The sequence below is a fragment of the Hoeflea sp. CAU 1731 genome (assembly GCF_039888615.1).
Taxonomy (GTDB): domain Bacteria; phylum Pseudomonadota; class Alphaproteobacteria; order Rhizobiales; family Rhizobiaceae; genus Flavimaribacter.
In genome coordinates this window covers 222729-245010 of sequence record NZ_JBDQQS010000002.1, presented here as the reverse complement: position 1 = coordinate 245010, position 22282 = coordinate 222729, and the positions used below count along the sequence as shown (strand labels likewise).

The 22282-nt window shown below is 59.7% G+C and carries 23 protein-coding genes; 12 read left to right on the top strand and 11 right to left on the bottom strand.

Annotation, left to right across the window (positions count from 1 at the left end):
* Nucleotides 1–555, top strand: a complete 555-nt coding sequence (locus AAFN47_RS05260) for an RBBP9/YdeN family alpha/beta hydrolase (protein WP_499808163.1) — start codon at nucleotides 1–3, stop codon at nucleotides 553–555.
* On the opposite strand, the gene AAFN47_RS05255 is transcribed toward AAFN47_RS05260, so the two are convergent.
* Nucleotides 552–1322 (bottom strand): HpcH/HpaI aldolase family protein, encoded by a 771-nt coding sequence (locus AAFN47_RS05255; protein ID WP_499808162.1) that lies wholly within the window; start codon nucleotides 1320–1322, stop codon nucleotides 552–554. The genes AAFN47_RS05260 and AAFN47_RS05255 overlap by 4 nt on opposite strands.
* 37 nt (nucleotides 1323–1359) lie before the next feature.
* Nucleotides 1360–1680: a DUF1476 domain-containing protein gene (locus tag AAFN47_RS05250; protein WP_499808161.1), complete on the bottom strand. Its 321-nt coding sequence runs from the start codon at nucleotides 1678–1680 to the stop codon at nucleotides 1360–1362.
* Between the two features lie 250 nt (nucleotides 1681–1930).
* Between AAFN47_RS05250 and purC the strand changes: the two genes are divergently transcribed.
* Both purC and purS read left to right on the top strand, forming a co-directional pair.
* Entirely contained in the window at nucleotides 1931–2692 is a 762-nt protein-coding gene (purC, locus tag AAFN47_RS05245) for a phosphoribosylaminoimidazolesuccinocarboxamide synthase (protein ID WP_499808160.1), read from the top strand.
* 26 nt (nucleotides 2693–2718) lie between these two features.
* Nucleotides 2719–2961 carry a phosphoribosylformylglycinamidine synthase subunit PurS gene (gene purS, locus AAFN47_RS05240; RefSeq protein ID WP_499808159.1) on the top strand — a complete coding sequence of 81 codons (243 nt, stop codon included), beginning with the start codon at nucleotides 2719–2721 and terminating at the stop codon, nucleotides 2959–2961.
* 22 nt (nucleotides 2962–2983) lie between these two features.
* On the opposite strand, the gene kynA is transcribed toward purS, so the two are convergent.
* On the bottom strand, nucleotides 2984–3820 hold the full coding sequence (gene kynA, locus AAFN47_RS05235) for a tryptophan 2,3-dioxygenase (RefSeq protein ID WP_499808158.1): 837 nt from the start codon (nucleotides 3818–3820) through the stop codon (nucleotides 2984–2986).
* 148 nt (nucleotides 3821–3968) lie between these two features.
* On the opposite strand from kynA, the gene purQ reads away from it, so the two are divergent.
* From purQ to AAFN47_RS05195, 8 genes are all read left to right on the top strand, one after another.
* Nucleotides 3969–4637 carry a phosphoribosylformylglycinamidine synthase subunit PurQ gene (purQ, locus tag AAFN47_RS05230; protein ID WP_499808157.1) on the top strand — a complete coding sequence of 223 codons (669 nt, stop codon included), beginning with the start codon at nucleotides 3969–3971 and terminating at the stop codon, nucleotides 4635–4637.
* A gap of 22 nt (nucleotides 4638–4659) precedes the next feature.
* Complete coding sequence (locus AAFN47_RS05225) at nucleotides 4660–5058, top strand: hypothetical protein (protein ID WP_499808374.1); 399 nt, start codon at nucleotides 4660–4662, stop codon at nucleotides 5056–5058.
* A 28-nt stretch (nucleotides 5059–5086) separates the two neighbouring features.
* Nucleotides 5087–7297: a phosphoribosylformylglycinamidine synthase subunit PurL gene (purL, locus tag AAFN47_RS05220; RefSeq protein WP_499808156.1), complete on the top strand. Its 2211-nt coding sequence runs from the start codon at nucleotides 5087–5089 to the stop codon at nucleotides 7295–7297.
* Nucleotides 7298–7382: 85 nt separating this feature from the next.
* Complete coding sequence (locus tag AAFN47_RS05215) at nucleotides 7383–7616, top strand: BolA/IbaG family iron-sulfur metabolism protein (protein WP_220227159.1); 234 nt, start codon at nucleotides 7383–7385, stop codon at nucleotides 7614–7616.
* A gap of 131 nt (nucleotides 7617–7747) precedes the next feature.
* Entirely contained in the window at nucleotides 7748–8110 is a 363-nt protein-coding gene (locus AAFN47_RS05210) for a hypothetical protein (protein ID WP_499808155.1), read from the top strand.
* A gap of 162 nt (nucleotides 8111–8272) precedes the next feature.
* Entirely contained in the window at nucleotides 8273–8608 is a 336-nt protein-coding gene (gene grxD / locus AAFN47_RS05205) for a Grx4 family monothiol glutaredoxin (RefSeq protein ID WP_499808154.1), read from the top strand.
* Nucleotides 8608–9072 (top strand): YtoQ family protein, encoded by a 465-nt coding sequence (locus AAFN47_RS05200; protein WP_499808153.1) that lies wholly within the window; start codon nucleotides 8608–8610, stop codon nucleotides 9070–9072. The genes grxD and AAFN47_RS05200 overlap by 1 nt, the downstream gene beginning before the upstream one ends.
* A gap of 195 nt (nucleotides 9073–9267) precedes the next feature.
* Nucleotides 9268–10479, top strand: coding sequence for a multidrug effflux MFS transporter (locus AAFN47_RS05195; protein WP_499808152.1), 1212 nt, complete (start codon nucleotides 9268–9270; stop codon nucleotides 10477–10479).
* Between the two features lie 3 nt (nucleotides 10480–10482).
* Here AAFN47_RS05195 and AAFN47_RS05190 read toward each other — a convergent pair whose 3' ends face one another.
* From AAFN47_RS05190 to AAFN47_RS05165, 6 genes are all read right to left on the bottom strand, one after another.
* A complete protein-coding gene (locus AAFN47_RS05190; protein ID WP_499808151.1) occupies nucleotides 10483–11310 on the bottom strand; it encodes an inositol monophosphatase family protein in 828 nt (275 codons plus the stop codon).
* A 2-nt stretch (nucleotides 11311–11312) separates the two neighbouring features.
* Nucleotides 11313–12173 (bottom strand): tRNA 2-thiocytidine(32) synthetase TtcA, encoded by an 861-nt coding sequence (ttcA, locus tag AAFN47_RS05185; RefSeq protein ID WP_499808373.1) that lies wholly within the window; start codon nucleotides 12171–12173, stop codon nucleotides 11313–11315.
* A 154-nt stretch (nucleotides 12174–12327) separates the two neighbouring features.
* Nucleotides 12328–12945, bottom strand: coding sequence for a 30S ribosomal protein S4 (rpsD, locus tag AAFN47_RS05180; protein WP_499808150.1), 618 nt, complete (start codon nucleotides 12943–12945; stop codon nucleotides 12328–12330).
* 209 nt (nucleotides 12946–13154) lie between these two features.
* Nucleotides 13155–13940, bottom strand: a complete 786-nt coding sequence (gene murI / locus AAFN47_RS05175; RefSeq protein WP_499808149.1) for a glutamate racemase — start codon at nucleotides 13938–13940, stop codon at nucleotides 13155–13157.
* Nucleotides 13933–14760, bottom strand: a complete 828-nt coding sequence (locus AAFN47_RS05170; RefSeq protein WP_499808148.1) for an RNA methyltransferase — start codon at nucleotides 14758–14760, stop codon at nucleotides 13933–13935. The genes murI and AAFN47_RS05170 overlap by 8 nt, the downstream gene beginning before the upstream one ends.
* 3 nt (nucleotides 14761–14763) lie before the next feature.
* A complete protein-coding gene (locus AAFN47_RS05165) occupies nucleotides 14764–15696 on the bottom strand; it encodes an alpha/beta fold hydrolase (RefSeq protein WP_499808147.1) in 933 nt (310 codons plus the stop codon).
* 164 nt (nucleotides 15697–15860) lie between these two features.
* Here AAFN47_RS05165 and AAFN47_RS05160 point away from each other — a divergent pair, with 164 nt between their 5' ends.
* Nucleotides 15861–17072: an NADP-dependent isocitrate dehydrogenase gene (locus AAFN47_RS05160; protein ID WP_499808146.1), complete on the top strand. Its 1212-nt coding sequence runs from the start codon at nucleotides 15861–15863 to the stop codon at nucleotides 17070–17072.
* A gap of 65 nt (nucleotides 17073–17137) precedes the next feature.
* Here AAFN47_RS05160 and AAFN47_RS05155 read toward each other — a convergent pair whose 3' ends face one another.
* Together AAFN47_RS05155 and alaS are read right to left on the bottom strand one after the other, a co-directional pair.
* Nucleotides 17138–19171 carry an aq_1923 C-terminal domain gene (locus tag AAFN47_RS05155; protein WP_499808145.1) on the bottom strand — a complete coding sequence of 678 codons (2034 nt, stop codon included), beginning with the start codon at nucleotides 19169–19171 and terminating at the stop codon, nucleotides 17138–17140.
* 361 nt (nucleotides 19172–19532) lie between these two features.
* Nucleotides 19533–22193: an alanine--tRNA ligase gene (gene alaS / locus AAFN47_RS05150; RefSeq protein ID WP_499808144.1), complete on the bottom strand. Its 2661-nt coding sequence runs from the start codon at nucleotides 22191–22193 to the stop codon at nucleotides 19533–19535.
* Nucleotides 22194–22282: the final 89 nt, after the last annotated feature.

Below are 22282 nucleotides of genomic sequence, written 5' to 3'. Positions count from 1 at the left end.
ATGAAAGCCTCCGAAGCAGATATCCTCATCGTACCCGGCTACAAGAACTCGGGACCACAGCACTGGCAGTCGCGCTGGGAGGCCAAGCTGTCAACCGCGCGGCGCGTCGAACAGGAAGCCTGGTCCAAGCCGGTCTGCGAGGACTGGATGGAGAACATCTGCAAGGCTGTGGTAGAGGCTACGAAACCGGTTGTCATTGTCGCGCATTCGCTCGGCGTCGCGGCGACGATCAAGACTGTTCCGCAAATCGGCCATCTGGTTTCCGGCGCGCTGCTTGTCGCGCCTCCGGACGTCGCCAATCCGAAAATCCGGCCGCGGCATCTTCAGACCTTTGGCCCCTACTCGCGCGATCCCCTGCCCTTCCCGTCGGTTGTCATCGCCAGTCGCGACGATCCGTTCTGCAGCTATGACGTCGCGGACGAGATCGCGGCCGCATGGGGATCGCTGATGATGGACGCCGGTGAGGCCGGGCACATCAACGACGAGGCCGGCTTCGGCCCCTGGCCCGAAGGCCTCATGGTGTTTTCACGCTTTCTGGGGCGGCTGCCGGCTTAGGAAACCTGATCCTTTGCGGCCTTCATGACGTTGTTGACGCCCGCCTGGAGCAACGCCAAATCGGACGTGCAGGTGATCAATCGATAGCCCAGCGCGTGATAGCGACCGATATCTTTCGTCTCGGTGACGTATACACCGGCGATCTTGCCCGCAGCGGTGATTTTCTTCGCAATCCTGGCGATCACATTCTGCAGTTCTTCTGTGGCGGGCTCCATCAGAGCGCCGCCGGTCCAGCTTATGGACAGGTCGGCGGGACCGACGAAAATGCCGTCGATACCTTCGACCGCGAGTATCTCGTCGATATTCAGGACCGCGTCGCGCGTTTCCACCATCGCCAGAGCGAGTGTTTGCGCATTGCGAGAGGTGAAGTAGCTCTTTGGATCCGGAGATTGCGATAACACCAGGTCGCGAACGGGACCCCATGACCGCTCGCCCAGCGGCGGATATTTGCAAGCCGCGGCAAAAACGCTCGCCTGCTTCGCGGAATTGATCATCGGAGCAATCACCCCGTCAGCGCCGAAATCAAGGACCCGGCTTGCGAGATCCGGACGATCCACGGGAACCCGAACGAGAACCGGTTTTTGCGCCGCCTTGCAGACGCCGATCGAATCGACCAAATCCGATTCGCCATAGGCGCCGTGCTGGGCGTCGAGGACTATGGAATCCACGCTACTGCGCGCAAACAATTCGAGCGGCTGCTTCGCATACAGGAAAGACCACAGGGTGAGGTTCGTTTCACCCCGTCTCAAGGCATCGCTGAAGGGCATCGTGACGGCGTCCGTTGCTGGCGCCGATGATTCGATTTTACTCAGAAATCACCTGCTGTTTTGCGACTTGCATCAATTCGTCCATCGTGCGCCGGATCTGGTGATCGGACTGCTCCACGCCGGCCGCGTCGAAATCGCCGCGAATCTTGCGGAAGACGTCAGCGTCTCCGGCTTCTTCGAAATCGGCAAGCACTACCTCTTTGGCGTAGGCTTCGGCTTCATCACCGGCTTTTCCGAGGTGTTCGGCCGCCCACAGTCCCAACAGTTTGTTGCGGCGGGCTTCCGCCTTGAACCGCAATTCCTCGTCGTGAGCGAACTTGTTCTCATAGGCGTCGCTGCGATCGTCCATACCGCTCATGTTCAGATCTCCAGAAGTCTTCCATTTGGCCGTGGCATAAAGATTGCCGGGTTTCGGTCCGACCTCATAACCGAATACCGGAACAAAGATCAATCACCGTCTCGAGACATCAGCCGGTTCGGTGGCTGTAATCCTTTCTTTTCGATATTATATGCCGATTGTGAAATCTTCGCATTTCAGCTACAGCAAGGCGAGATTTCTCCATCCAAATGCAGCGGATCAAAGCAATCTGCAGAAACCAGAGTTTACAATGAGTCGTCGACGCCGCATCTATGAGGGCAAGGCCAAGGTCCTCTACGAAGGACCTGAACCTGGCACGCTTATCCAGTTCTTCAAGGATGACGCCACCGCCTTCAACGCCAAGAAGCATGATGTCATCGAAGGCAAGGGCGTCCTGAACAACAGGATATCCGAGTTTATCTTCGAGCAATTGAACCGCATCGGCATTCCCACCCATTTCATCCGCCGCGTCAATATGCGCGAGCAGTTGATCAAGGAGGTGGAAATCATTCCGCTCGAGATCGTCGTGCGCAATGTCGCAGCCGGCTCTCTCGCGAAGAGGCTGGGCATCGACGAAGGCACGATGCTGCCCCGTTCGATCATCGAATTCTACTACAAGTCGGACGAACTCGACGATCCGATGGTCTCGGAAGAACACATCACCGCGTTCGGATGGGCAAATCCGCAGGAAATCGACGACATCATGGCGCTCGCCATCCGCGTCAACGACTTTCTCTCCGGCCTGTTCATGGGCGTCGGCATCCAACTCGTCGATTTCAAGATCGAGTGCGGCCGGCTCTACGAAGGCGACATGATGCGAATCGTCGTCGCCGACGAGATATCGCCGGACAATTGCCGCCTGTGGGACATCGAGACCCAGGACAAGCTCGACAAGGATCGCTACCGGCGCGATATGGGCGGCCTGGTCGACGCATATCAGGAAGTCGCCAGACGGCTCGGTATCGTCAATGGCAATGAACCCCCGCGCAGCGGACCGGTTCTGGTCAAATAACCGGACAGGAAACGGGAAACAGGATCGTGATACAGGCGCGTGTAACCGTCACCCTCAAGAACGGCGTTCTCGACCCGCAAGGCAAGGCGATCGAGGGCGCTCTGGGAACGCTGGGTTTCGACGGCGTTGGCCAGGTCCGTCAGGGCAAGGTCTTCGACGTGGAAATGGACGGGGCGGACAAGGAAGCCGCTCGCATGAAACTGTCCGCCATGTGCGAGAAGCTGCTCGCCAATACGGTGATCGAAGACTACGCGGTCGACATTCTGTAGCGGCGAAGCGCTGGGCGGCGGCTCATAGCCGGGTTCTGATTTCCCACAGTTCCGGAAAGAAGCTTTTCTCCAGCGCGGTTTTCAGGAAGCCGACGCCGGACGATCCGCCTGTTCCGGTCTTGTGACCAATGATGCGCTCCACGGTCTTCATGTGCCGGAACCGCCATTGCTGGAAATGGTCCTCCACGTCGACCAGTTCTTCGGCCAATTCGTAGAGCTCGAAATGCTTCTGCGGCGCTCGATAAATCGCAAGCCAGATATCGCTCAGCGCCTCGCTTGAGGGACGGCTCTGCGAGAAATCGCGGTCCAGCAAGCCGCGTGGAACATCGAAACCGGCCCTTGCCACGACGGCGATCGCCTCGTCGTAAATGCTTGGCGCATTAAACGCCGTCTCCAGCCTTTCATAAATCTCCGGCCGATGTTTGTGGGGCCCGAGCATGCGCCTGTCGCGGGCGCCCAGCAGAATTTCGACAAGCCGGTACTGATAGGACTGGAAGCCTGACGACTGGCCAAGCTGGTTGCGGAACGTCAGATAGTCGGACGGCGTCATGGTCGACAGCACGTCCCAGGCCGAGATCAGTTGTTCCTGCACCCGCGATATGCGGGCGAGCGCCTTGAAGGCTATCCCGGTTTCATCGCTGCGCATCTTGGCGATCGCCAGTTCGAGCTCGTGCACGATGAGATTGATCCAGAGCTCCTGAACCTGGTGAATCACGATGAAAAGGGTTTCGTCGTGGCTTTTGGTGAGGGGCTCCTGAGCCGCAAGCAGCGTGTCCAGCTTCAGATAGTCGCCATAGGACATGCGATCCCTGAAATCCAGGGATATGCCTTTCTCGACCCGTGTTTCGTCTTCGCTCATCACACGCTCCCGCCCGACGGAATACTTTATGCCTAAAACAATCTATGCATCAGTTCCGCGGGGAAAGAAAGCTGCGAACTATCGCAATTGACCGCCACATACGCTAAGGAACGGACATCCGACACCCTCGTTTGCACAGATTCGATTCATGAAGTCCGCAGTTCTCCTCCTCCCCGGCCTCAACCGCGACCGGGACATGATTGCCGCGCTGACGAAGATCTCGGGCGCGCCGCCCGTGACTGTCTGGCAGACCGAGACCGAAATTCCAGATGTAGACCTGATCGTTGTGCCGGGCGGTTTCTCCTACGGAGATTACCTGCGCTGCGGGGCCATCGCCGCCCGCATGCCCGTGATGGACGCGGTTCGCGAAAAGGCCGCGGCCGGCGTGCGCGTACTGGGCGTCTGCAACGGCTTCCAGATTTTGCTGGAAGCTGGCCTGCTGCCTGGCGCGCTGATGCGCAACGCGTCGCTGAAATTCGTCTGCAAGGAAGTCTCGCTCGAGGTTACAAATGCGCAGACTTGCTTCACCAGCCAGTATGAGGCGGGCCAGGTGATCCGCTGCCCCGTCGCGCATCACGACGGCAATTACTACGCCGACGCGGACACGCTGGCGCGTCTCGAGGATAGCAGCCGCGTTGTCTTCCGCTATGCGAACGGAAGCAACCCGAACGGATCGATGAACGACATCGCTGGAATCATCAATGAGAACGGCAATGTGCTCGGCATGATGCCCCACCCGGAAGATCTGATCGAGCCGGCCCATGGCGGCGAGGACGGCGCCGGCCTTTTCCGGGCGGCGCTCGACATCGCGGCGTGAACAAGCAAGGCGAACCCGGATGATGAAAAATGTACCGACGCTGGCCCTGACGCTTTCAGCCCTCGCCGGGTTAACGGGATGCCAGTCCACCGGTCCGGGCAACAGCGCCTACAAAACGAACAAGAAGGCGCTGCCCGCCATGGAACAGGTGGCGCTGGCGGCGCGTGAATGCTGGTTCCGTTCGAATGACGCCGACTTCAGGACCTATCGCATGGCGCCGGAACTCAATTCCTTCAGCGGACGTCCACGCATTCTGGTCGTGCCGAAACGCGACCCGAACGGCAAGCCGCTGGCGGTTATCGAGGCGCATGGCGATCCGGCGACCATCGACGCCTACGGCCCGCTGATGGACCAACCCGTCGGCGCGCGAATCAACACGGACTTGAAGCGCTGGACAGGCGATTCCTCGTCCTGCGCCTGAAAAGAACAATGACATACACCTGGTCGACATGAACATTCCCAACGATATCGCGATTACCCCGGAGATGGTGGAAGCCCACGGGCTCAAGGAAGATGAATATCAGAGGATCATTGATCTAATTGGCCGTGCGCCGAGCTTTACCGAACTCGGCATCTTCTCGGCCATGTGGAACGAGCACTGCTCCTACAAATCCTCCAAGAAATGGCTGCGAACCCTGCCGACGGAAGGCCCGCAGGTGATCCAGGGACCGGGTGAAAACGCCGGCGTCGTCGATATCGGCGACGGCGACTGCGTGGTCTTCAAGATGGAAAGCCACAATCACCCCTCCTATATCGAACCGTACCAGGGGGCGGCGACCGGCGTCGGCGGCATTCTGCGCGACGTCTTCACCATGGGCGCAAGACCCATCGCCGCCATGAACGCGCTGCGTTTCGGCGAGCCGGACCATCCCAAGACCCGCCATCTCGTTTCCGGCGTGGTCGCCGGCATTGGCGGGTACGGAAATGCGTTCGGCGTGCCGACGGTCGGCGGCGAGGTGCAGTTCGACGCGCGCTATAACGGCAATTGCCTGGTCAACGCCTTTGCGGCGGGGCTCGCGAAAGCGGATGCGATTTTCTATTCGAAGGCGGAAGGCGTCGGCCTGCCGGTCGTGTATCTGGGCGCCAAGACCGGTCGCGACGGCGTCGGCGGAGCAACCATGGCGTCAGCGGAATTCGACGAATCGATCGAGGAAAAACGCCCGACCGTCCAGGTTGGCGACCCGTTCACCGAAAAATGCCTGCTCGAAGCCTGTCTTGAGCTGATGGCGTCCGGCGCCGTCATCGCCATTCAGGACATGGGGGCTGCCGGCCTGACCTGTTCCGCTGTCGAAATGGGCGCCAAGGGCGGCCTTGGCATCGAACTCGATCTCGACAAGGTGCCGGTGCGCGAAGACCGTATGAGCGCCTACGAAATGATGCTTTCCGAAAGCCAGGAACGCATGCTGATGGTGCTTCGCCCCGAACTGGAAGCAGACGCCGAGGCGATATTCCGCAAATGGGGACTGGATTTCGCAATCGTCGGCAAGACCACGGACGACCTGCGCTTCAGGGTATTCCACCAGAAGGACGAAGTCGCCAATCTGCCGATTCGCGAACTCGGCGACGAAGCGCCCGAATATGACAGGCCGTGGCGTGAGACGGGACTCTACTCTCCCCTCCCCGCAGACCAGATCTCCGAACCGGAAGACTATGGCGAGGCGCTGCTTAAGGTCCTGGGATCTCCCAACAACGCGTCAAAGCGCTGGGTATACGAGCAATATGACACGCTGATCCAGGCCAACACCCTGCAGATTCCCGGCGGAGACGCCGGCGTGGTGCGAGTCGACGGCCATCCCGCCAAAGCGCTCGCCTTTTCCTCCGACGTCACGCCGCGCTATTGCGAGGCGGATCCGTTTGAAGGCGGCAAACAGGCGGTCGCCGAGTGCTGGCGCAATCTGACCGCGACAGGCGCGCTTCCGCTGGCGGCGACCGACAATCTTAATTTCGGCAATCCCGAACGTCCCGAGATCATGGGGCAATTCGTCAAGGCGATCGAGGGCGTGGGCGAGGCCTGCAGCGCGCTCGGTTTCCCGATCGTTTCGGGCAATGTATCTCTCTACAACGAAACGAATGGAGAGGCGATCCTGCCGACCCCGACCATCGCCGGCGTCGGCCTGATCGCCGACTGGGCGAACATGGCGCGCGTCAGCGGCGCAAAGGACGGCGACGCCGTGGTTCTGTTTGGCGGCGACGGCGCGCATCTTGGTCAGTCGGCCTATATGCGCGATTGCCTCGATCAGAGAGACGGCCCGCCGCCGCCGGTTGATCTCGCAATCGAGCGGCGCAACGGCGATTTCATTCGATCCGCCATCGGCAACGGCCAGTTTTCGTCCTGCCACGACATCTCGGACGGAGGTCTGGCGATATGCCTCGCCGAAATGGCGATTGCCTCAAACAAGGGAATGGACATCGAAATCTCCCACAATGACGGCCTATTGCACGCCCAGCTCTTCGGCGAAGACCAGGCGCGCTACGTGGCGACGATCCCGGCGGAGCTGGCCAATTTTGTTTGCCTGAATGCTGAGGGCGCCGGCGTTCCCTTCCGCATCATCGGAACTGTAAGCGGCCAGGAATTGAGATTGGGCGATTTGCTGAGCATTCCCGTATCCCAATTGCGCACGGCGCATGAATCGTGGTTTCCTTCCTATATGGAAGGCTGATGATGCGAATGACCGGATCGAACCGGTAAAGCAAGGAGACGGATTCGGCCTGCAACGCCGCAATCCGCAGTACAGGAGACCGAACATGCCGATGAACGCCGGAGACATTGAAACGATGATCAAGACGGCCATACCGGACGCGAAGGTGACCATCAGGGATCTGGCAGGCGATGGCGATCACTATGCGGCGGAAGTGGTTTCTGAAAGCTTCCGCGGCAAATCACGCGTCCAGCAGCACCAGATGGTCTACAACGCACTGCAGGGAAATATGGGCGGCGTGCTGCACGCGCTGGCACTGCAGACGAGCGCGCCCGACTGACTTTTCAAAGCATTGCAAAACAGTTTTTCCACATGAACTGTGGGTGAACCGGTCGTTTCGGCAACGTTCAGTTGCAAAGGTCTACTTCTGTTCCTGCATCCGATGGGGATGCGGATATATGGAGAGAACCTATGAAAAAGATCGTAACCACCCTTGCTTCGCTGGCAGTCCTCGCAACAATGTCCACAACTGTCACAACGCCGGCAAGCGCCGATACCATCCGCGAAGTCCGATGCTCCAACGGCAAGACCGTCAAGGCAAGCGGCACCGAATCCAACAAGGAAGCCTGCCTGAAGGCAAAACTCGCAGCGCCCATGCGCGGCGGCGCACAGTCCGCTCAGCCCATGAAAGTTTTCAAGGCTCCGGGTCACTCGCCGGTTGCAAAGCCTTTCGACAACACCGCCTACGCCTGGACGGCGGGTTGCTATGCGGAATTCGGCCCCAACGCCAAATATCCGGACGCCGGCCTTCTCGAAAAGTGCCTGAACTTCTGATCAACGCCACACTTCCACGAAAAGTCGCGGCCCGCGCCGCGGCTTTTCCGATTCCTCGGACGACATCCCACAAGGGACTGGAAATCTGACTGGTACGGAGCTATTTACGGACGACACCGAAACCTCCGGGCCTTTTACCCGGCAGCGAAAAGGAAACGTTCCATGACCGTAATCAACGAATTCATCGACAGTGAAGTCAAAAGCAGCGACGTCGTGCTGTTCATGAAGGGCACGCCTACTTTCCCGCAATGCGGTTTTTCCGGTCAGGTAGTGCAGATTCTTGACTATCTCGGCGTCGACTACAAGGGCGTCAACGTTCTCGAAAACGACGACCTTCGCCAGGGAATCAAGGAATACTCCAACTGGCCGACCATCCCGCAGCTTTATGTAAAGGGTGAATTCGTGGGCGGCTGCGACATCATCCGTGAGATGTTCCAGGCCAGCGAACTGCAGAGCCACCTCGCCGAGAAGGGAATCACCGTCAAGGGCGCTGCCTGATGGCTTGGAATGTCTACCTCTCCGGCGAAATCCATACGGACTGGAGAGAACGGATCGAAGAAAAGGCAGGCCAGGCCGGCCTGCCGGTGACGTTCAGCGCGCCCGTAACCCATCACGAAGCGTCCGACGATTGCGGCGTTCAGATTCTGGGCGCCGAGCAAAACAAGTTCTGGCATGACCACAAGGGCGCGCAGGTCAACGCCATCCGCACCCGCACGCTGATCGGCAAGGCCGATATTGTGGTGGTGCGTTTCGGCGAAAAGTACAAACAGTGGAACGCCGCTTTCGACGCCGGGTATGCAGCGGCGCTTGGCAAACCCCTGATCATCATCCACGGCTCCGATCACCAGCACGCCTTGAAAGAAGTCGATGCGGCGGCGCTCGCCGTCGCGGAGACTCCTGATCAGACGGTCGAAATCCTCGACTATGTAATCAACGGACGTCTCGCCGGCTACAACGTCTGATCGGCGGGACCGGAACCTCCGGCCCCGCGATATCCATCCTGCCGGTTCCGGAGGTCGCGCACCGGAGCCAGACAAAGTTTGTTGAATAAGACCGGAGGGCTCTGCATCCAGGCTCCTGGCCGTCACTCGGAAGGAGTTTCCATGCCGTCTGGATCCGGGGTCCAGCCAAGTTCGGATCCGCGCGGAACCGGCTCTATGACAAAGGCAGGCACTGGCTTTGTCGAGTTCATCATCCTTGTCGCCCTGCTCAATTCCGTCGTGGCGCTGGCCATCGACATCATGCTGCCGGCCCTGCCCCAGATCGGAGAAGGATTGGGTGTCGGAGATCACAATGACCGGCAAATGGTCGTTGTGGTCTTTGGCCTCGGATTTGGTCTCTCGCAGATTGTTTTCGGCCCGTTTTCCGACCGGTTCGGCCGCCGAACGGTCCTGATCCCGGCAATGGCGTTGTACACAGTGTTCTCCCTCGCCGCCATCTGGACAGAAAGCTACGCAGCCCTGCTGGCAATGCGCGCAGCGCAGGGCGCATGCGCCGCCGCCGTGCGGGTCGTGACGACCGCAATCGTGCGCGATTGTTTCACCGGACGGGAAATGTCGCGCGTCATGTCCTATTCCTATTCGATTTTCATGGTGGTTCCGATCGTCGCGCCCGGCATCGGCCAGGCGATCCTGGTCGTCGCGCCCTGGCAGTGGATCTTCGCCTTTCTAGGTGTGTTTGGCGCGGTGCTCGGTTTTTGGGCCTTTCTGCGTTTGAAGGAAACTCTGCCCGAGGAGGAGCGCAGGCCGATATCCTATGCTGCCGTGAGCCAGGCCTTCGGCGAGATCGCCTCCAATCGTATCAGCGTAGGCTACACCGTGGCGGCCATGCTGTGTTTCGGCGGGCTTTACGCCTATATCGTCAGTTCCCAGCAGGTCTTTGACGTTGTCTTCGACAAGGCGGAGTGGTTCGCCACCGCCTTCGGAGCCACCGCCTGCCTCATGGCGATTTTCAGCCTGTTCAACGGCCAGCTGGTGCGTCGGCTCGGCATGAGAATGATCTCTCACTGGGCGTTGATCGCCTATGCCGTCGCTGCAACCTTGCTGGTGGCGATCAGCTTGCAGGAGAACACGTCCTTCTGGCCGTCATTTCTGCTCATGGCCATGATCATGGGGGCGTTCGGTGTGGTTTCCGCCAATTTCAATGCGATCGCCATGGAGCCGATGGGGCGCATCGCAGGTTCTGCGTCGTCGCTGATCGGCGTCGTCACCTTTACGGGCGGCGCCGCGCTGGGCGCGGTGGTTGGACGCTTTTTTGACGGAACGCTGGTTCCGCTCGCGCTGGGTTTCGCGATCTTCGGCTATCTTTCTATCCTGGTGGTGGTCTGGACCGACAGAGGACGGCTGTTCAGGCGATCGGCCGACGACTGATTTTCAATCGCCGATAATTTCCGAGCGAATCAACCGCCAGGTATCGCGGTCGGGCGCAGTGATCAGTCCGCCATCGGTCATGCCTGGCAGATAGGGCGAGCCGTCGAGCCGCGCCGAATAGCCGCCCGCCTCCTGGTGGATGAGCACGCCGGCGAGATGATCCCATGGCAATAGCCGTTGCCCGCCGATGAAATGCGCCTTGCCGGTGGCGACGACCCGGTATTCCCAGGCCGAGCACCTCAAGTGAAAGGTCATGGCGATCTTCGCCATGTTGCCCGCTACCCGAGAACGACGCGGTTCTTCCATCAGGCTCCAGGTGATGGTTCCGATCATTTCCGAAAGCGGAACGGGTTCGGCCACCAGTGCCGGACGGGAAATCAGATGCTCGTCGACAAGCCTGCTGCCCGCCCCCTTGGCGCCGATCAGGCTTTCACCGGTCACTGGATAATGAATGACGCCTGCGACGCATTCCCCTTTGACAACCACGGCCAGCATGACGCCGAACAGCGGCATGTCGGAGGCGAAATTGTAGGTTCCGTCGATCGGATCAATGACGAAAGCCAGTTCCGCGCCATGCAGCGCGCCGATAATCGAAGGGTTCTTCTCTGCGGCTTCCTCGCCGACGATGATCGCGTCGGGATATGCTTCGCGCAACGCCGCCTCGATCGCATGCTCGGCGGCGACATCGGCTTCGGTGACAAGATCGAGGGCTGACTTCTTTTCCCGGACCTGATTGTCTTCCAGCCGGCGGAATCGCGGCGCGATCTGTTCCGCCGCCGCCCGCCGCAGGATGCCGTCGAGCGCGTCGATGTCGTTGTCCGAAAATGTCATGTCTACTCCGGTATGGGATTAGTCTTGAGAGAAAGGCCTGCAAAGTCGAACAGTTTCGTATCAAGGAGATGTGACGGCCGTGCATTGGCGAGCGCCCTGATCATCGCGTCCTTGCGCCCCGGCATGCGGCGTTCGATATCGGCGATCATCGCTTTCATGGCGTTGCGCTGCAGACCATCCTGCGAACCGCAGAGATCGCAGGGAATGATCGGGAATCGCAAGGCGTCGGCGAATTTCTCCAGATCGTCCTCGGCGCAGAGCGCAAGCGGTCGCAGCACGAGAAGGTCGCCTTCGTCGTTGACGAGCTTTGGCGGCATGGCCTCCAGCCGTCCGCCGTGAAACAGGTTCATGAAGAATGTCTCGAGGATATCCTCGCGATGGTGGCCAAGCACGAGCGCGTCGCATCCCTCCTCTCGGGCGATACGATAAAGGTGGCCGCGTCGCAGGCGAGAACAGAGCGAGCAGTAGGTGCTCGTCTCGGGCAGCTTTTCGGTCACGATCGAATAAGTGTCGCGATATTCGATCCGGTGCGCGACGCCGATCGATTCGAGAAACTCAGGCAACACATGCTTCGGGAAATTCGGCTGGCCCTGATCGAGATTGCAGGCCAGAAGATCGACGGGCAGCAACCCGCGCCACTGCAAATCGAGCAGCAGCGCCAGCATGCCGTAGGAATCCTTGCCGCCCGACAACGCGACCAGCCAGCGCGGGCGCCGCTGCGCGTCCGCGTCCACCATTGCATAGGTGTCGATGGCTTCCCGCGTCTGCCGCAGCAGGCGTTTTCTAAGCTTCTTGAAGTTGACCGAGCCCGGCGCGTCCCTGAACATCGGATGATACGACATTGCAGAGCCGGGCATGTCCATGACAGGCTCCGTCCAGGCCTTGACTGCGGTTTCGGCGGTGGTCATGAGACGTTCCGGTTCGGTATGAATCGCGCTGGGTCGCGAAGGCAAGGATTAAAACAAAAAAGCCGCCGGAGCAAACCGGCGGCTTCGAATGTCGACTGTCGAAAAACGATCAGCGCGAATAGAACTCGACGACGAGGTTCGGCTCCATGTGCACCGGATACGGCACATCGGCCAGACCCGGCACGCGCACGAAAGTGGCGACCATCTTGTTGTGGTCGGCTTCGACGTAGTCCGGAACATCGCGCTCGGCGAGCTGCACCGATTCCAGGACCAGCACCATCTGCTTGGACTTTTCGCGAACTTCGATCACGTCGCCCGGCTTGCAGCGGTAGGACGGGATGTTGGTCCGAACGCCATTGACCGTGACGTGGCCGTGGTTGACGAACTGGCGCGCGGCGAAGACCGTCGGCACGAACTTCGCGCGGTAGACGACGGCGTCCAGACGCGATTCCAGAAGACCGATCAGGTTTTCCGGCGTATCGCCCTTCCGGCGGTTGGCTTCGTCATAGATCTTGCGGAACTGCTTTTCACGGATATCGCCGTAATAGCCTTTCAGCTTCTGCTTGGCGCGAAGCTGCACGCCGAAGTCGGACAGCTTGCCCTTGCGGCGCTGACCGTGCTGGCCGGGGCCATATTCACGACGGTTAACCGGAGACTTCGGACGTCCCCAGATGTTTTCGCCCATACGGCGATCGAGTTTGTATTTGGATGGTTCGCGCTTGCTCACCGCATTCCCTTTCATACAGTTGCACCGGTTTGTTGCCAAACCGGTCGAAGGAAACGCGCCCTCCTCTGCCGGCTGTTTTTGCCGACTGACAGAATATCCGCAGCCACTGTGCGAAAACGGACATTCACGGGACACGTAATGAAAAAACGGGCCGCGAGGCCCGAATTCCGGGGTTGATTAGGAGAAACCCGGAGCAAAGTCAACGAAAATCATGACACGACCGAAAGTCCGAACCCACCCATCAACCGGCGTATCGCGAAATCCGGCGCTCCCGAGGTGAAAACCGCGATATCGGGCTCTTCCGATACCGAGCGCGTATCGGGCAGCAGCGACAGCGCGCGCCGGGCGATCGCTTCAGCCGGATCCAGCCAGTCCACCGGCCAGGGCGCAAGGCGGCGAAACACATTGGCGAGGAACGGATAATGGGTGCAGGCGAGCACGACGATATCGGTGCGTTTGCCATCGTGCTCAACGAAACAGGGCTCGATCTCCGCCAGGATGGCGCCCGGATCGTTGTGCACGCCGCGAATGTGCTTTTCAGCAAGAGACGCCAGATTTTCCGAGCCGACTAGCCGCACATGGCACTGCGCGGCGAAGGACTGTATGAGATCGCGCGTATAGGCGCGTCTGACCGTGCCGGGCGTCGCAAGCACGGAGACCAGGCCGGAGCGCGTGCGCTCGGCCGCAGGTTTGATTGCAGGCACGGTGCCGACGAAGGGCATGTCGGCGAAGGCCTTACGCAGACTTCCGAGAACCAAGGTCGAAGCGGTGTTGCAGGCGATCACGCAGAGCTGCGGCTGGTGCTCATCAACAAGCCGTCCAAACAAATCGACGATATGGCTATCGAGTTCGCCCTCCTCCCATCCGCCATAGGGAAAGGCAGCGTCATCGACAATATAGACGAAGCGCCTGTCGGGCATCAGGACGCGCGCCTCGCGCAAGACCGTCAGCCCGCCGATACCGGAATCGAAAACGAGGATCGGCCCGTCACTCACCGGATTGCACCGTCTCGTCGCTTGCGTCCATGTCCGGCGCTCCACTGCCTTTCGGCCTTTTGCGGCTGAACCGGTCGAGCGACCGGATGACGCCTCTCAAGAGATTGATTTCCGGCAGATAGAGCCCCTGCCGGCTAAGTACGGCGCGCAGGTTCTCCACCATTTTCGGCTTTTTGGAGGCGGGTCTGAAATAGCCGCGAGCCTCCAGCGCCTCCTCCAGATGTTCGAACAGGCCCTGCATGTCGGCTTTGGTGGCCGGCTCCATTTCCGCTTGCCTGAAATCGGCCGGCAGGTCGCTCTCCATGCCCGATTTCATCCACTCGTAGGCCATGAGGAGGACGGCCTGTGCGATGTTGAGAGATGCAAAGGCGGGGTTGACCGGAAAGGTGACAATCTCGTCGGCGAGCGTGATCTCGTGATTCTTCAGCCCCCAGCGTTCGCGGCCGAAAAGGATGCCGGCGCGCCTGTCGCTTTCCTCAACGCGGCGCAGATTGCCGGTCGCCTCGACCGGCCCGCAAACGGGCTTGAAGCCGTCGCGCTCGCGCGCCGTGGTGGCGACGACGAAATTCAGATCGGCGATCGCCTCCGCCAGGGTCTCGAACACCTGTGTCGCGTCGATGACGTGGTCGGCCTTGCTGGCTGCGGACCGGGCCTTGTCGTTCGGCCAGCCGTCGCGCGGATTGACCAGCCGCAGGTCCGACAGTCCGAAGTTCGCCATGGCCCGCGCCACCATGCCGATATTCTCGCCGAGTTGCGGCTCGACGAGAATGATCGCCGGGCCGCCTGTCATGAGTTTCTTGTGCCGGTCTGTTCCCGCCATGCGCTACGCCCGTCCGGAGACTATGCCTTTCCTGTCAAGCCAATCGAAAACCGCGTCGGAAACCTCTTGCGGTCGTTCATGCAGTAGCCAGTGTCCGGTTCCCTTCATACGATGGATCTCAAGATCCGGCGCGAAGTCCCCAAGGCCATCCAGGCAGACATCCTTGAGGGCGGCGTCGTCGGCGCCCCACACGACGAGATGGGGAACCCGAACCGTGACGTGCTCCGCCGGTATATCCAGAAGACGTTCCGCTTCGCGTTCGATTTCAGCCGGGTCCGCATCGGACGCCGGCACCACCAGGGGCGACGCGCGATACCAGTTCACCATCGCTTCCATCGCGCCGGGTTGGCTCCAGGCGTCACGATATCCCTGTTTGACGTCTTCGCTCAGCCAGTCCGTGGACGAAAAGCCCCCGATCATGTTGAACGTGCGGGCGTAGTCGTCCTCCTCGAGCGCCGCCTCGACGCCAGGCTTGCGCAGCCTCGGGATATAATAACTCGCCTCGCGCTGGCCTTTGTCGTACAGCAGCGCGCGCTGGAACGTGACCGGATGGATGCCATTTGCGATGATCAGACCGGTGAGTCTGTCCGGATGACGGAAGGCGTAGGCATAGGCGACCGAAGCGCCCCAATCGTGCCCGAACAGCAGGACTGGCCGGTCCGGCGAAACGTGATCGACAAAGCGGGCGATGTCGTCGGCAAGATATCGCGCGGCGTAGGCGTCAACGCCTTCAGGCTTGAACGACAGATTGTAGCCGCGCTGATCCGGCGCGTAGACGCGGAAACGCTCGGCAAGCAGCGGCATGATATCGCGAAAGCTTGCCCAGTATTCCGGAAATCCGTGCAGGCAGATCAGCGCCGGCGCATCGGAACGCCCAAGCGCGGCATAGTGAAGCCGCACTTCGCCTTCTTCGAAAACATGAAAGTCGATTTGCATGATTTGTCCTGTTTTGGCGCCACATGAGCACTCGGGCGCTCACATAAGACGAAATCATCAGGAACACCACCTTTGCCTTCACGGCGCACAGTGTTATAGGAGCGCGAACTTCACGATAGCGCAGCGGGCGCAACGCCCGAAAACATAAAGACGAGGCTTTCTTCATGGCAAAAATCAAGGTCGAAAATCCTGTTGTCGAACTCGACGGCGACGAGATGACCCGGATCATCTGGCAGTTCATCAAGGACAAGTTGATACACCCCTATCTGGACATCGATCTTGAATATTACGACCTCGGCATGGAAAGCCGCGACGCGACCGACGACCAGATCACCATCGACGCGGCCAACGCCATCAAGAAGCACGGCGTCGGCGTCAAATGCGCAACCATCACGCCGGACGAGGCGCGCGTCGAGGAATTCGGCCTGAAGAAGATGTGGCGCTCGCCGAACGGCACCATCCGCAACATTCTCGGCGGCGTGATCTTCCGCGAACCGATCATCTGCAACAACGTGCCGCGTCTCGTTCCGGGCTGGACGAGGCCGGTGATTGTTGGCCGTCACGCCTTCGGCGATCAGTATCGCGCGACCGACTTCAAGTTTCCGGGCAAAGGCAAGCTGACGATGAAATTCGTCGGCGAAGACGGCTACGAGGAAGAATTCGAGGTCTTCGACGCGCCAGGCGCCGGCATCGCCATGGGCATGTACAACCTCGACGCATCGATCACCGATTTCGCCCGCGCCTCGCTGAACTATGGCCTGCAGCGGAAGGTTCCGGTCTACCTGTCGACCAAGAACACGATCCTCAAGGTCTATGACGGCCGCTTCAAGGACATCTTCCAGGAAATCTACGAAGCCGAATTCCAGGACGCCTTCAAGGAAGCCGGCATCACCTACGAGCACCGTCTGATCGACGACATGGTGGCGGCCAACCTGAAATGGTCCGGCGGCTATGTCTGGGCCTGCAAAAACTACGACGGCGACGTGCAGTCGGACACGGTGGCCCAGGGCTTCGGCTCGCTCGGCCTGATGACCTCCGTTCTGATGACGCCGGACGGCAAGACGGTCGAGGCGGAAGCCGCGCACGGCACCGTGACGCGCCACTTCCGCCAGCACCAGAAGGGCGAGGAAACCTCGACCAACTCGATCGCCTCCATCTTCGCATGGACGCGCGGCCTCGCCCACCGGGCAAAGCTCGACAACAACGAGGCGCTGGCCAAATTCGCCGACACGCTCGAAAAAGTCTGCGTGGACACCGTGGAAAGCGGCCACATGACCAAGGACCTGGCGCTGCTGATCGGCCCTGACCAGCCCTGGCTTTCGACCACCGGCTTCCTCGACAAGGTGGACGAGAACCTGCAGAAGGCGATGGCCTGAGGCCAATTGTTCAATACAGACGAACGATCAACCCCGCCTCATCGGCGGGGTTTTTGTTTGAGAAATCAGTGATTGGCTTCGATCGTCAGCCCGAGCAGTTGCGGCAGGGTCTGCGGCGACGTCATGAAGCCGGCCGCGATCTGGGCGACCGGCAAGGGATTTGCTGGTTTCAGCGTGACGCGAAACGATTTCGGGTTCTCAAGGAAAGCTGACAACTCCGCGTCCACGTCTGAGAGGAATTCCTTGCTTGCGAACGGGCTGAGACTGTTCAGCGCCTCCAGGATCAGCGCGTTTTGCGCCTCAACCTCGCTGATCCCATCATTGCCCGCCCGCGCAGCGAGGAGCGCCTCAACCGCGCCGGCGTTCTCGAAATCCAGCTCAAGCGATTTCAGGTTGGCCGTGGCCATCAAGGCCTCCGGATTTTCAGGGTTTTCCAGCACGAAGCGCGGTACGCCACCGATCTGCATGCGCCCGCTGACCTTGCCGACATTTCCAAGATCAAATACGAGGCGATCGATCGTGACATCGCCGGTGGCCTCATCCCAGGCGATCCGGAAATCTTCATTAAGCGCGATCTTTTCGATGCCTAGGCTTTCGAAGATGACGATGGCTTCCGGATCCTCAATTATGTCGGCAGATATCTCGAATCCATCAATTGCAAGCTCTACGAGGGTCGGAATCGGTGAGACCGCCGACTCAAGTCTGGTGTGAAATCCCTTCAAGATCAGAGCATCATCGGTGTCAGCAATCTGAAGCGACAAATCCCCGAGACCCGCCGTGAGAGCAGTTGGCGTGAAAGCGCGCGCCAGTAGAAGTGGGTCAACATCTTCCAAAATTTCTGGACTATCGATCACTTGTCTGATCCAGGAAACGGACGGAAAGTCGACATCCTTGATGAAGACCTTCTCGAAATTGATGTCCAACACGTTTTCGACTCCGAATTCGAGATCGGTCATCGAGAACTCACCGAGGCCTTGCGAACCCAGATCCGTGAACAAGATTTCATTCAGATTCAAGTCGATCTGGTTTCCATCCTGCTCGGCATCGACGGAGATTCCGCGGAGACCAGCGCGGGCGAGTGAAAAGCTCCGCAGAGTTTCCAAATACATGCGTTCGAATTGCGTATCGTCGACTTCGCTGCCGGTGATCAGGGAGTCCACGTAGCCAAGAACATCGAAATCCGGGCGTTTCATCGTAAGTCCCTCGATCAACACTTCATCGATCGAAGTCCGCTGTCCGGACACATTACTTATATACCCCCGCTGGATCATCGATCCCAGGACCACGGTTTCTTCGATGGACCCCGGCTGCAGCAAGTCAACTGAACCAAACAAATTGTAGTCACGAAATTGCAGTTCTCTGGTGGACGCAACCTGGGTCGTCATTTTTCCGTTTTCATCAGGATACGTATATTCCTCGCGCGCCTCTCCGCTGTCATAGGCGCCAATAACTCCGTTCTCCCACCTGGAAAGCGCAATATCACGCCGTGTAAACTTTCCTGAAACGACCCCTCCTCCGGCGTCGGACAAGTCGGCATCGATCTCGCCGTAAAGAAGCCCCATCCCGGCCCGGTCGACCTGTATTTCCTGCAAGGCCTGGATCAGGGGTACAAACCGACTGACCGGCCGGTCCGGATCGTCGGCGATTTCAGGTAGAGCAGGAAAGAAGAATCCTTCGACGCTGTATTCCTCGACACCGCCTTTAACGGATATTCGGCCTCCCTCGGATGCGAGCGACAGCAGGTACTGCATGTCCTCGGGATAGCTGATCTTGCTTGCCTCAACACCATCACTCCTGAAATCGAGACCATGAAGAACCGCTTCCGGTATATCCAAACTGAAGTTCAATACCCAAGTTCCGTACACGCCATTGACATGGACGCCCAATTCGCTGTCGAGGGTTACCTGATACTCGAGTTTGATATCCTCGATTACCGTTAAATCGTCTCGCTCTTCTATCGCGCCGTGGGATAAAGTAAGCCCTGGGACATCATTGACATTAAGCCACCTTTCCAGCGCGCCTCGAACATCCTCTTGGGCATTAACCTGCGAGGTTGCTGTAAAGACAAACACGACTGCGGCGGCTGAAAATGCTTTCATTGAATAACTCCCGAATAGATCGGGGAAATACTACAGGTTTCATGACCAAAGGCTACAACCGGCGGCGAATTCGTCGTGTAAAGTTTTCGAAATTCCGCCTTCGACATTGCTGCTGCCGAGAGGCTTTTCTGGATGCCGGGTCAAGGCCGGCACGAGGGAGGATTTGTCTTTAAGTTATTGTTTTTATATTGCTAAATGCTGTTTTGCATAAGCCAATGAAATCTGGCTTTGTTTCGGGAATCGGCCCTTGCGGGCCAAACGCCTCATCTGGCTTCGTTTCGGGAATCCGCAAAAACGTCATCCGCGCCGCCTCGAATCCCGATCTGGCTTTGTTTCGGGAATTTCGGTTTTAGCGGTTTCGTCAGGCCGCGATGGCCTCGGCCACTGCCTCGACGGCGGCGTCCGCCTTGCTGGCGTCGGGGCCTCCGGCCTGAGCGAGATCGGGCCGGCCGCCGCCGCCCTTGCCGCCAAGCGTGGCGGAGGCGACGCGCACCAGATCGACGGCGCTGAACCGGTCTGTCAGGTCTGCAGTCACGCCGACCACGACGCTGGCCTTGCCATCGTCGGATACGCCGACCAGCACAACGACGCCGGAGCCGAGCGAGGCCTTGGCCTCGTCGACGAGCCCCTTCAGATCGCGCGGCGCAACGCCGGCGAGCGCTTTGCCGAGATATTTTACGCCCTTGAGATCCCGGGTCTCGTCGGAAGCCTGAGTCGGACCGCCCATGGCGACTTTCTTTTTAAGATCGGCCACTTCCTTTTCGAGCTTGCGACGTTCCTCGACGAGGGTCTCGACGCGGGCGACGAGTTCGGACGGCTGGACGCGCAGTTTCGACGCCAGTTCGCGCACGCGCTTTTCCTGCTCGGCGAGATAATCCCGCGCAGCCTTACCCGTCAGCGCCTCGATGCGCCGCACGCCGGCGCCGACGGCGCTCTCGCCAATGATGTGGATGAGGCCAATGTCGCCGGTGGCCTTGACATGGGTGCCGCCGCAAAGCTCCGTCGAATAGGTCTTGCCTTTCTTGTCGCCGCGCAGAGCGGAGCCCATGGAAACGACGCGGACCTCGTCGCCATATTTCTCTCCGAAAAGCGCCATGGCGCCTTCGGCAATGGCGTCGTCGACGGCCATCAGCCGCGTGGTGACCGGGCTGTTCTGGATCACGATCTCGTTGGCCATGCCTTCGACGACTTCCAGTTCCTCCGCCTCCACAGGTTTTGGATGGGAGATATCGAAGCGCAACCGATCCGGGGCCACGAGCGAACCTTTCTGCGCGACGTGAGCGCCCAGCACCTCGCGAAGCGCCTCGTGGATCAGATGGGTGGCGGAATGGTTGGCGCGCAGTTTCGAGCGGCGCCGGTGATCGACGTCTAGCACGACTTCCATCCCCTTGCGCGGCGCGCCCTCCTCCACGCTGGCGTGGTGGATGAAAAGACCATCGGCCTTTTTCTGCGTGTCGGTGACGACAAGGCGCAGGCCATCGGCGCTGATCACACCCGTGTCGCCCATCTGGCCACCGGACTCGCCGTAGAATGGCGTCTGGTTGACGATGACCTGGATATCGTCGCCGGCTTTCGCTTCATCCGCTTCCTTGCCGTTTCTAACGATCGCCGTGATCACGCCCTCGGCGCGCTCCGTGTCGTAGCCAAGAAAATCCGTTGCGCCGAGTTTATCCTTCAACTCGAACCATACAGTTTCGGTCGCAGCCTCACCGGAGCCCGCCCAATTCTTGCGGGCTTCGGCCTTCTGGCGCTCCATGGCGGCCTTAAAACCATCGTCGTCCACGGAGATGCCGCGCTGGCGCAGCGCATCCTGGGTAAGATCCAGCGGGAAGCCATAAGTGTCGTAAAGCTTGAAGGCCGTCTCGCCATCAAGCACGTCGCCTTCCGTCATGTCGACGGAAGCGTCGGTGAGCAGCGACAGGCCGCGCTCAAGCGTCCGTCCGAAGCGGGTCTCTTCGAGCTTCAGCGTCTCGGAAATCAACGCTTCGGCGCGGACCAGTTCCGGATAGGCGCGACCCATTTCGGCGACCAGCGCGGGAAGCAGGCGCCACATGAGCGGTTCGCTCGCGCCAAGCAACTGGGCGTGACGCATAGCGCGCCGCATGATCCGGCGAAGGACATAGCCGCGACCCTCGTTCGACGGCAGAACACCATCTGCAATGAGGAAAGCGGAAGACCGCAGGTGATCGGCAATCACCCGGTGGCTCGCCCGCGCTTTGCCCTCGGCCGGAACACCCGTCAATTCGACCGACGCGCCGATGAGCGTCTTGAAGAGGTCAATGTCGTAATTGTCGTGTTCGCCCTGCAGGACGGCGGCGATGCGCTCAAGCCCCATACCCGTGTCGATCGACGGTTTCGGCAGATCAACACGCTCTTCGGCCGTCAACTGCTCGTACTGCATGAAGACGAGGTTCCATATTTCTATGAATCGGTCGCCGTCCTCTTCTGCGGAGCCGGGAGGACCTCCCCAGATATGTTCGCCGTGATCATAGAAAATTTCCGAACACGGACCGCACGGCCCGGTATCGCCCATAGCCCAGAAGTTGTCGCTGGTAGGAATACGAATGATCCGATCTTCCGGAAGACCGGCGATCTTTCTCCACAGGTCGAAGGCTTCGTCGTCCGTATGATAGACGGTGACCAGAAGCCTGTCCTTGTCGAGCCCGAATTCCTTCGTGATCAGGTTCCAGGCAAGCTCGATGGCGAAATCCTTGAAATAATCTCCGAAGGAGAAATTGCCGAGCATCTCGAAGAATGTGTGGTGGCGCGCCGTATAGCCGACATTATCGAGGTCGTTGTGCTTGCCGCCGGCGCGCACGCATTTCTGCGAGGTCGTGGCGCGATTGTAGGGACGGTGCTCGAGACCGGTGAAGACGTTCTTGAACTGCACCATTCCGGCGTTCGTGAACATCAGCGTCGGGTCGTTGCGCGGCACAAGCGGGCCGGATGCGACAATCTCATGACCGTTACGGCCGAAATAGTCGAGAAACGCCGTCCGAATATCGTTTACGCTGCTGCTCATCGCCAGCCCTTTACCCCACGCCTTGCGGCAACCCTGATGCGGTCACCTTGATCCTTGCGGCTTTTATCCATCTCGCCGCGGACTGTCCA

What these genes read in the sequence shown, in the direction of transcription:
- grxD (WP_499808154.1), top strand. Translation starts at nt 8,273, where the DNA reads ATGACCGTAATCAACGAATTCATCGACAGTGAAGTCAAAAGCAGCGAC.
- AAFN47_RS05260 (WP_499808163.1), top strand. Translation starts at nt 1, where the DNA reads ATGAAAGCCTCCGAAGCAGATATCCTCATCGTACCCGGCTACAAGAAC.
- AAFN47_RS05215 (WP_220227159.1), top strand. Translation starts at nt 7,383, where the DNA reads ATGCCGATGAACGCCGGAGACATTGAAACGATGATCAAGACGGCCATA.
- AAFN47_RS05200 (WP_499808153.1), top strand. Translation starts at nt 8,608, where the DNA reads ATGGCTTGGAATGTCTACCTCTCCGGCGAAATCCATACGGACTGGAGA.
- purL (WP_499808156.1), top strand. Translation starts at nt 5,087, where the DNA reads ATGAACATTCCCAACGATATCGCGATTACCCCGGAGATGGTGGAAGCC.
- purQ (WP_499808157.1), top strand. Translation starts at nt 3,969, where the DNA reads ATGAAGTCCGCAGTTCTCCTCCTCCCCGGCCTCAACCGCGACCGGGAC.
- AAFN47_RS05160 (WP_499808146.1), top strand. Translation starts at nt 15,861, where the DNA reads ATGGCAAAAATCAAGGTCGAAAATCCTGTTGTCGAACTCGACGGCGAC.
- AAFN47_RS05210 (WP_499808155.1), top strand. Translation starts at nt 7,748, where the DNA reads ATGAAAAAGATCGTAACCACCCTTGCTTCGCTGGCAGTCCTCGCAACA.
- AAFN47_RS05170 (WP_499808148.1), bottom strand. Translation starts at nt 14,760, where the DNA reads ATGGCGGGAACAGACCGGCACAAGAAACTCATGACAGGCGGCCCGGCG.
- kynA (WP_499808158.1), bottom strand. Translation starts at nt 3,820, where the DNA reads ATGAGCGAAGACGAAACACGGGTCGAGAAAGGCATATCCCTGGATTTC.
- AAFN47_RS05165 (WP_499808147.1), bottom strand. Translation starts at nt 15,696, where the DNA reads ATGCAAATCGACTTTCATGTTTTCGAAGAAGGCGAAGTGCGGCTTCAC.
- AAFN47_RS05155 (WP_499808145.1), bottom strand. Translation starts at nt 19,171, where the DNA reads ATGAAAGCATTTTCAGCCGCCGCAGTCGTGTTTGTCTTTACAGCAACC.
- ttcA (WP_499808373.1), bottom strand. Translation starts at nt 12,173, where the DNA reads ATGGACATGCCCGGCTCTGCAATGTCGTATCATCCGATGTTCAGGGAC.
- AAFN47_RS05250 (WP_499808161.1), bottom strand. Translation starts at nt 1,680, where the DNA reads ATGAGCGGTATGGACGATCGCAGCGACGCCTATGAGAACAAGTTCGCT.
- AAFN47_RS05225 (WP_499808374.1), top strand. Translation starts at nt 4,660, where the DNA reads ATGAAAAATGTACCGACGCTGGCCCTGACGCTTTCAGCCCTCGCCGGG.
- purC (WP_499808160.1), top strand. Translation starts at nt 1,931, where the DNA reads ATGAGTCGTCGACGCCGCATCTATGAGGGCAAGGCCAAGGTCCTCTAC.
- AAFN47_RS05195 (WP_499808152.1), top strand. Translation starts at nt 9,268, where the DNA reads ATGACAAAGGCAGGCACTGGCTTTGTCGAGTTCATCATCCTTGTCGCC.
- AAFN47_RS05255 (WP_499808162.1), bottom strand. Translation starts at nt 1,322, where the DNA reads ATGCCCTTCAGCGATGCCTTGAGACGGGGTGAAACGAACCTCACCCTG.
- AAFN47_RS05190 (WP_499808151.1), bottom strand. Translation starts at nt 11,310, where the DNA reads ATGACATTTTCGGACAACGACATCGACGCGCTCGACGGCATCCTGCGG.
- alaS (WP_499808144.1), bottom strand. Translation starts at nt 22,193, where the DNA reads ATGAGCAGCAGCGTAAACGATATTCGGACGGCGTTTCTCGACTATTTC.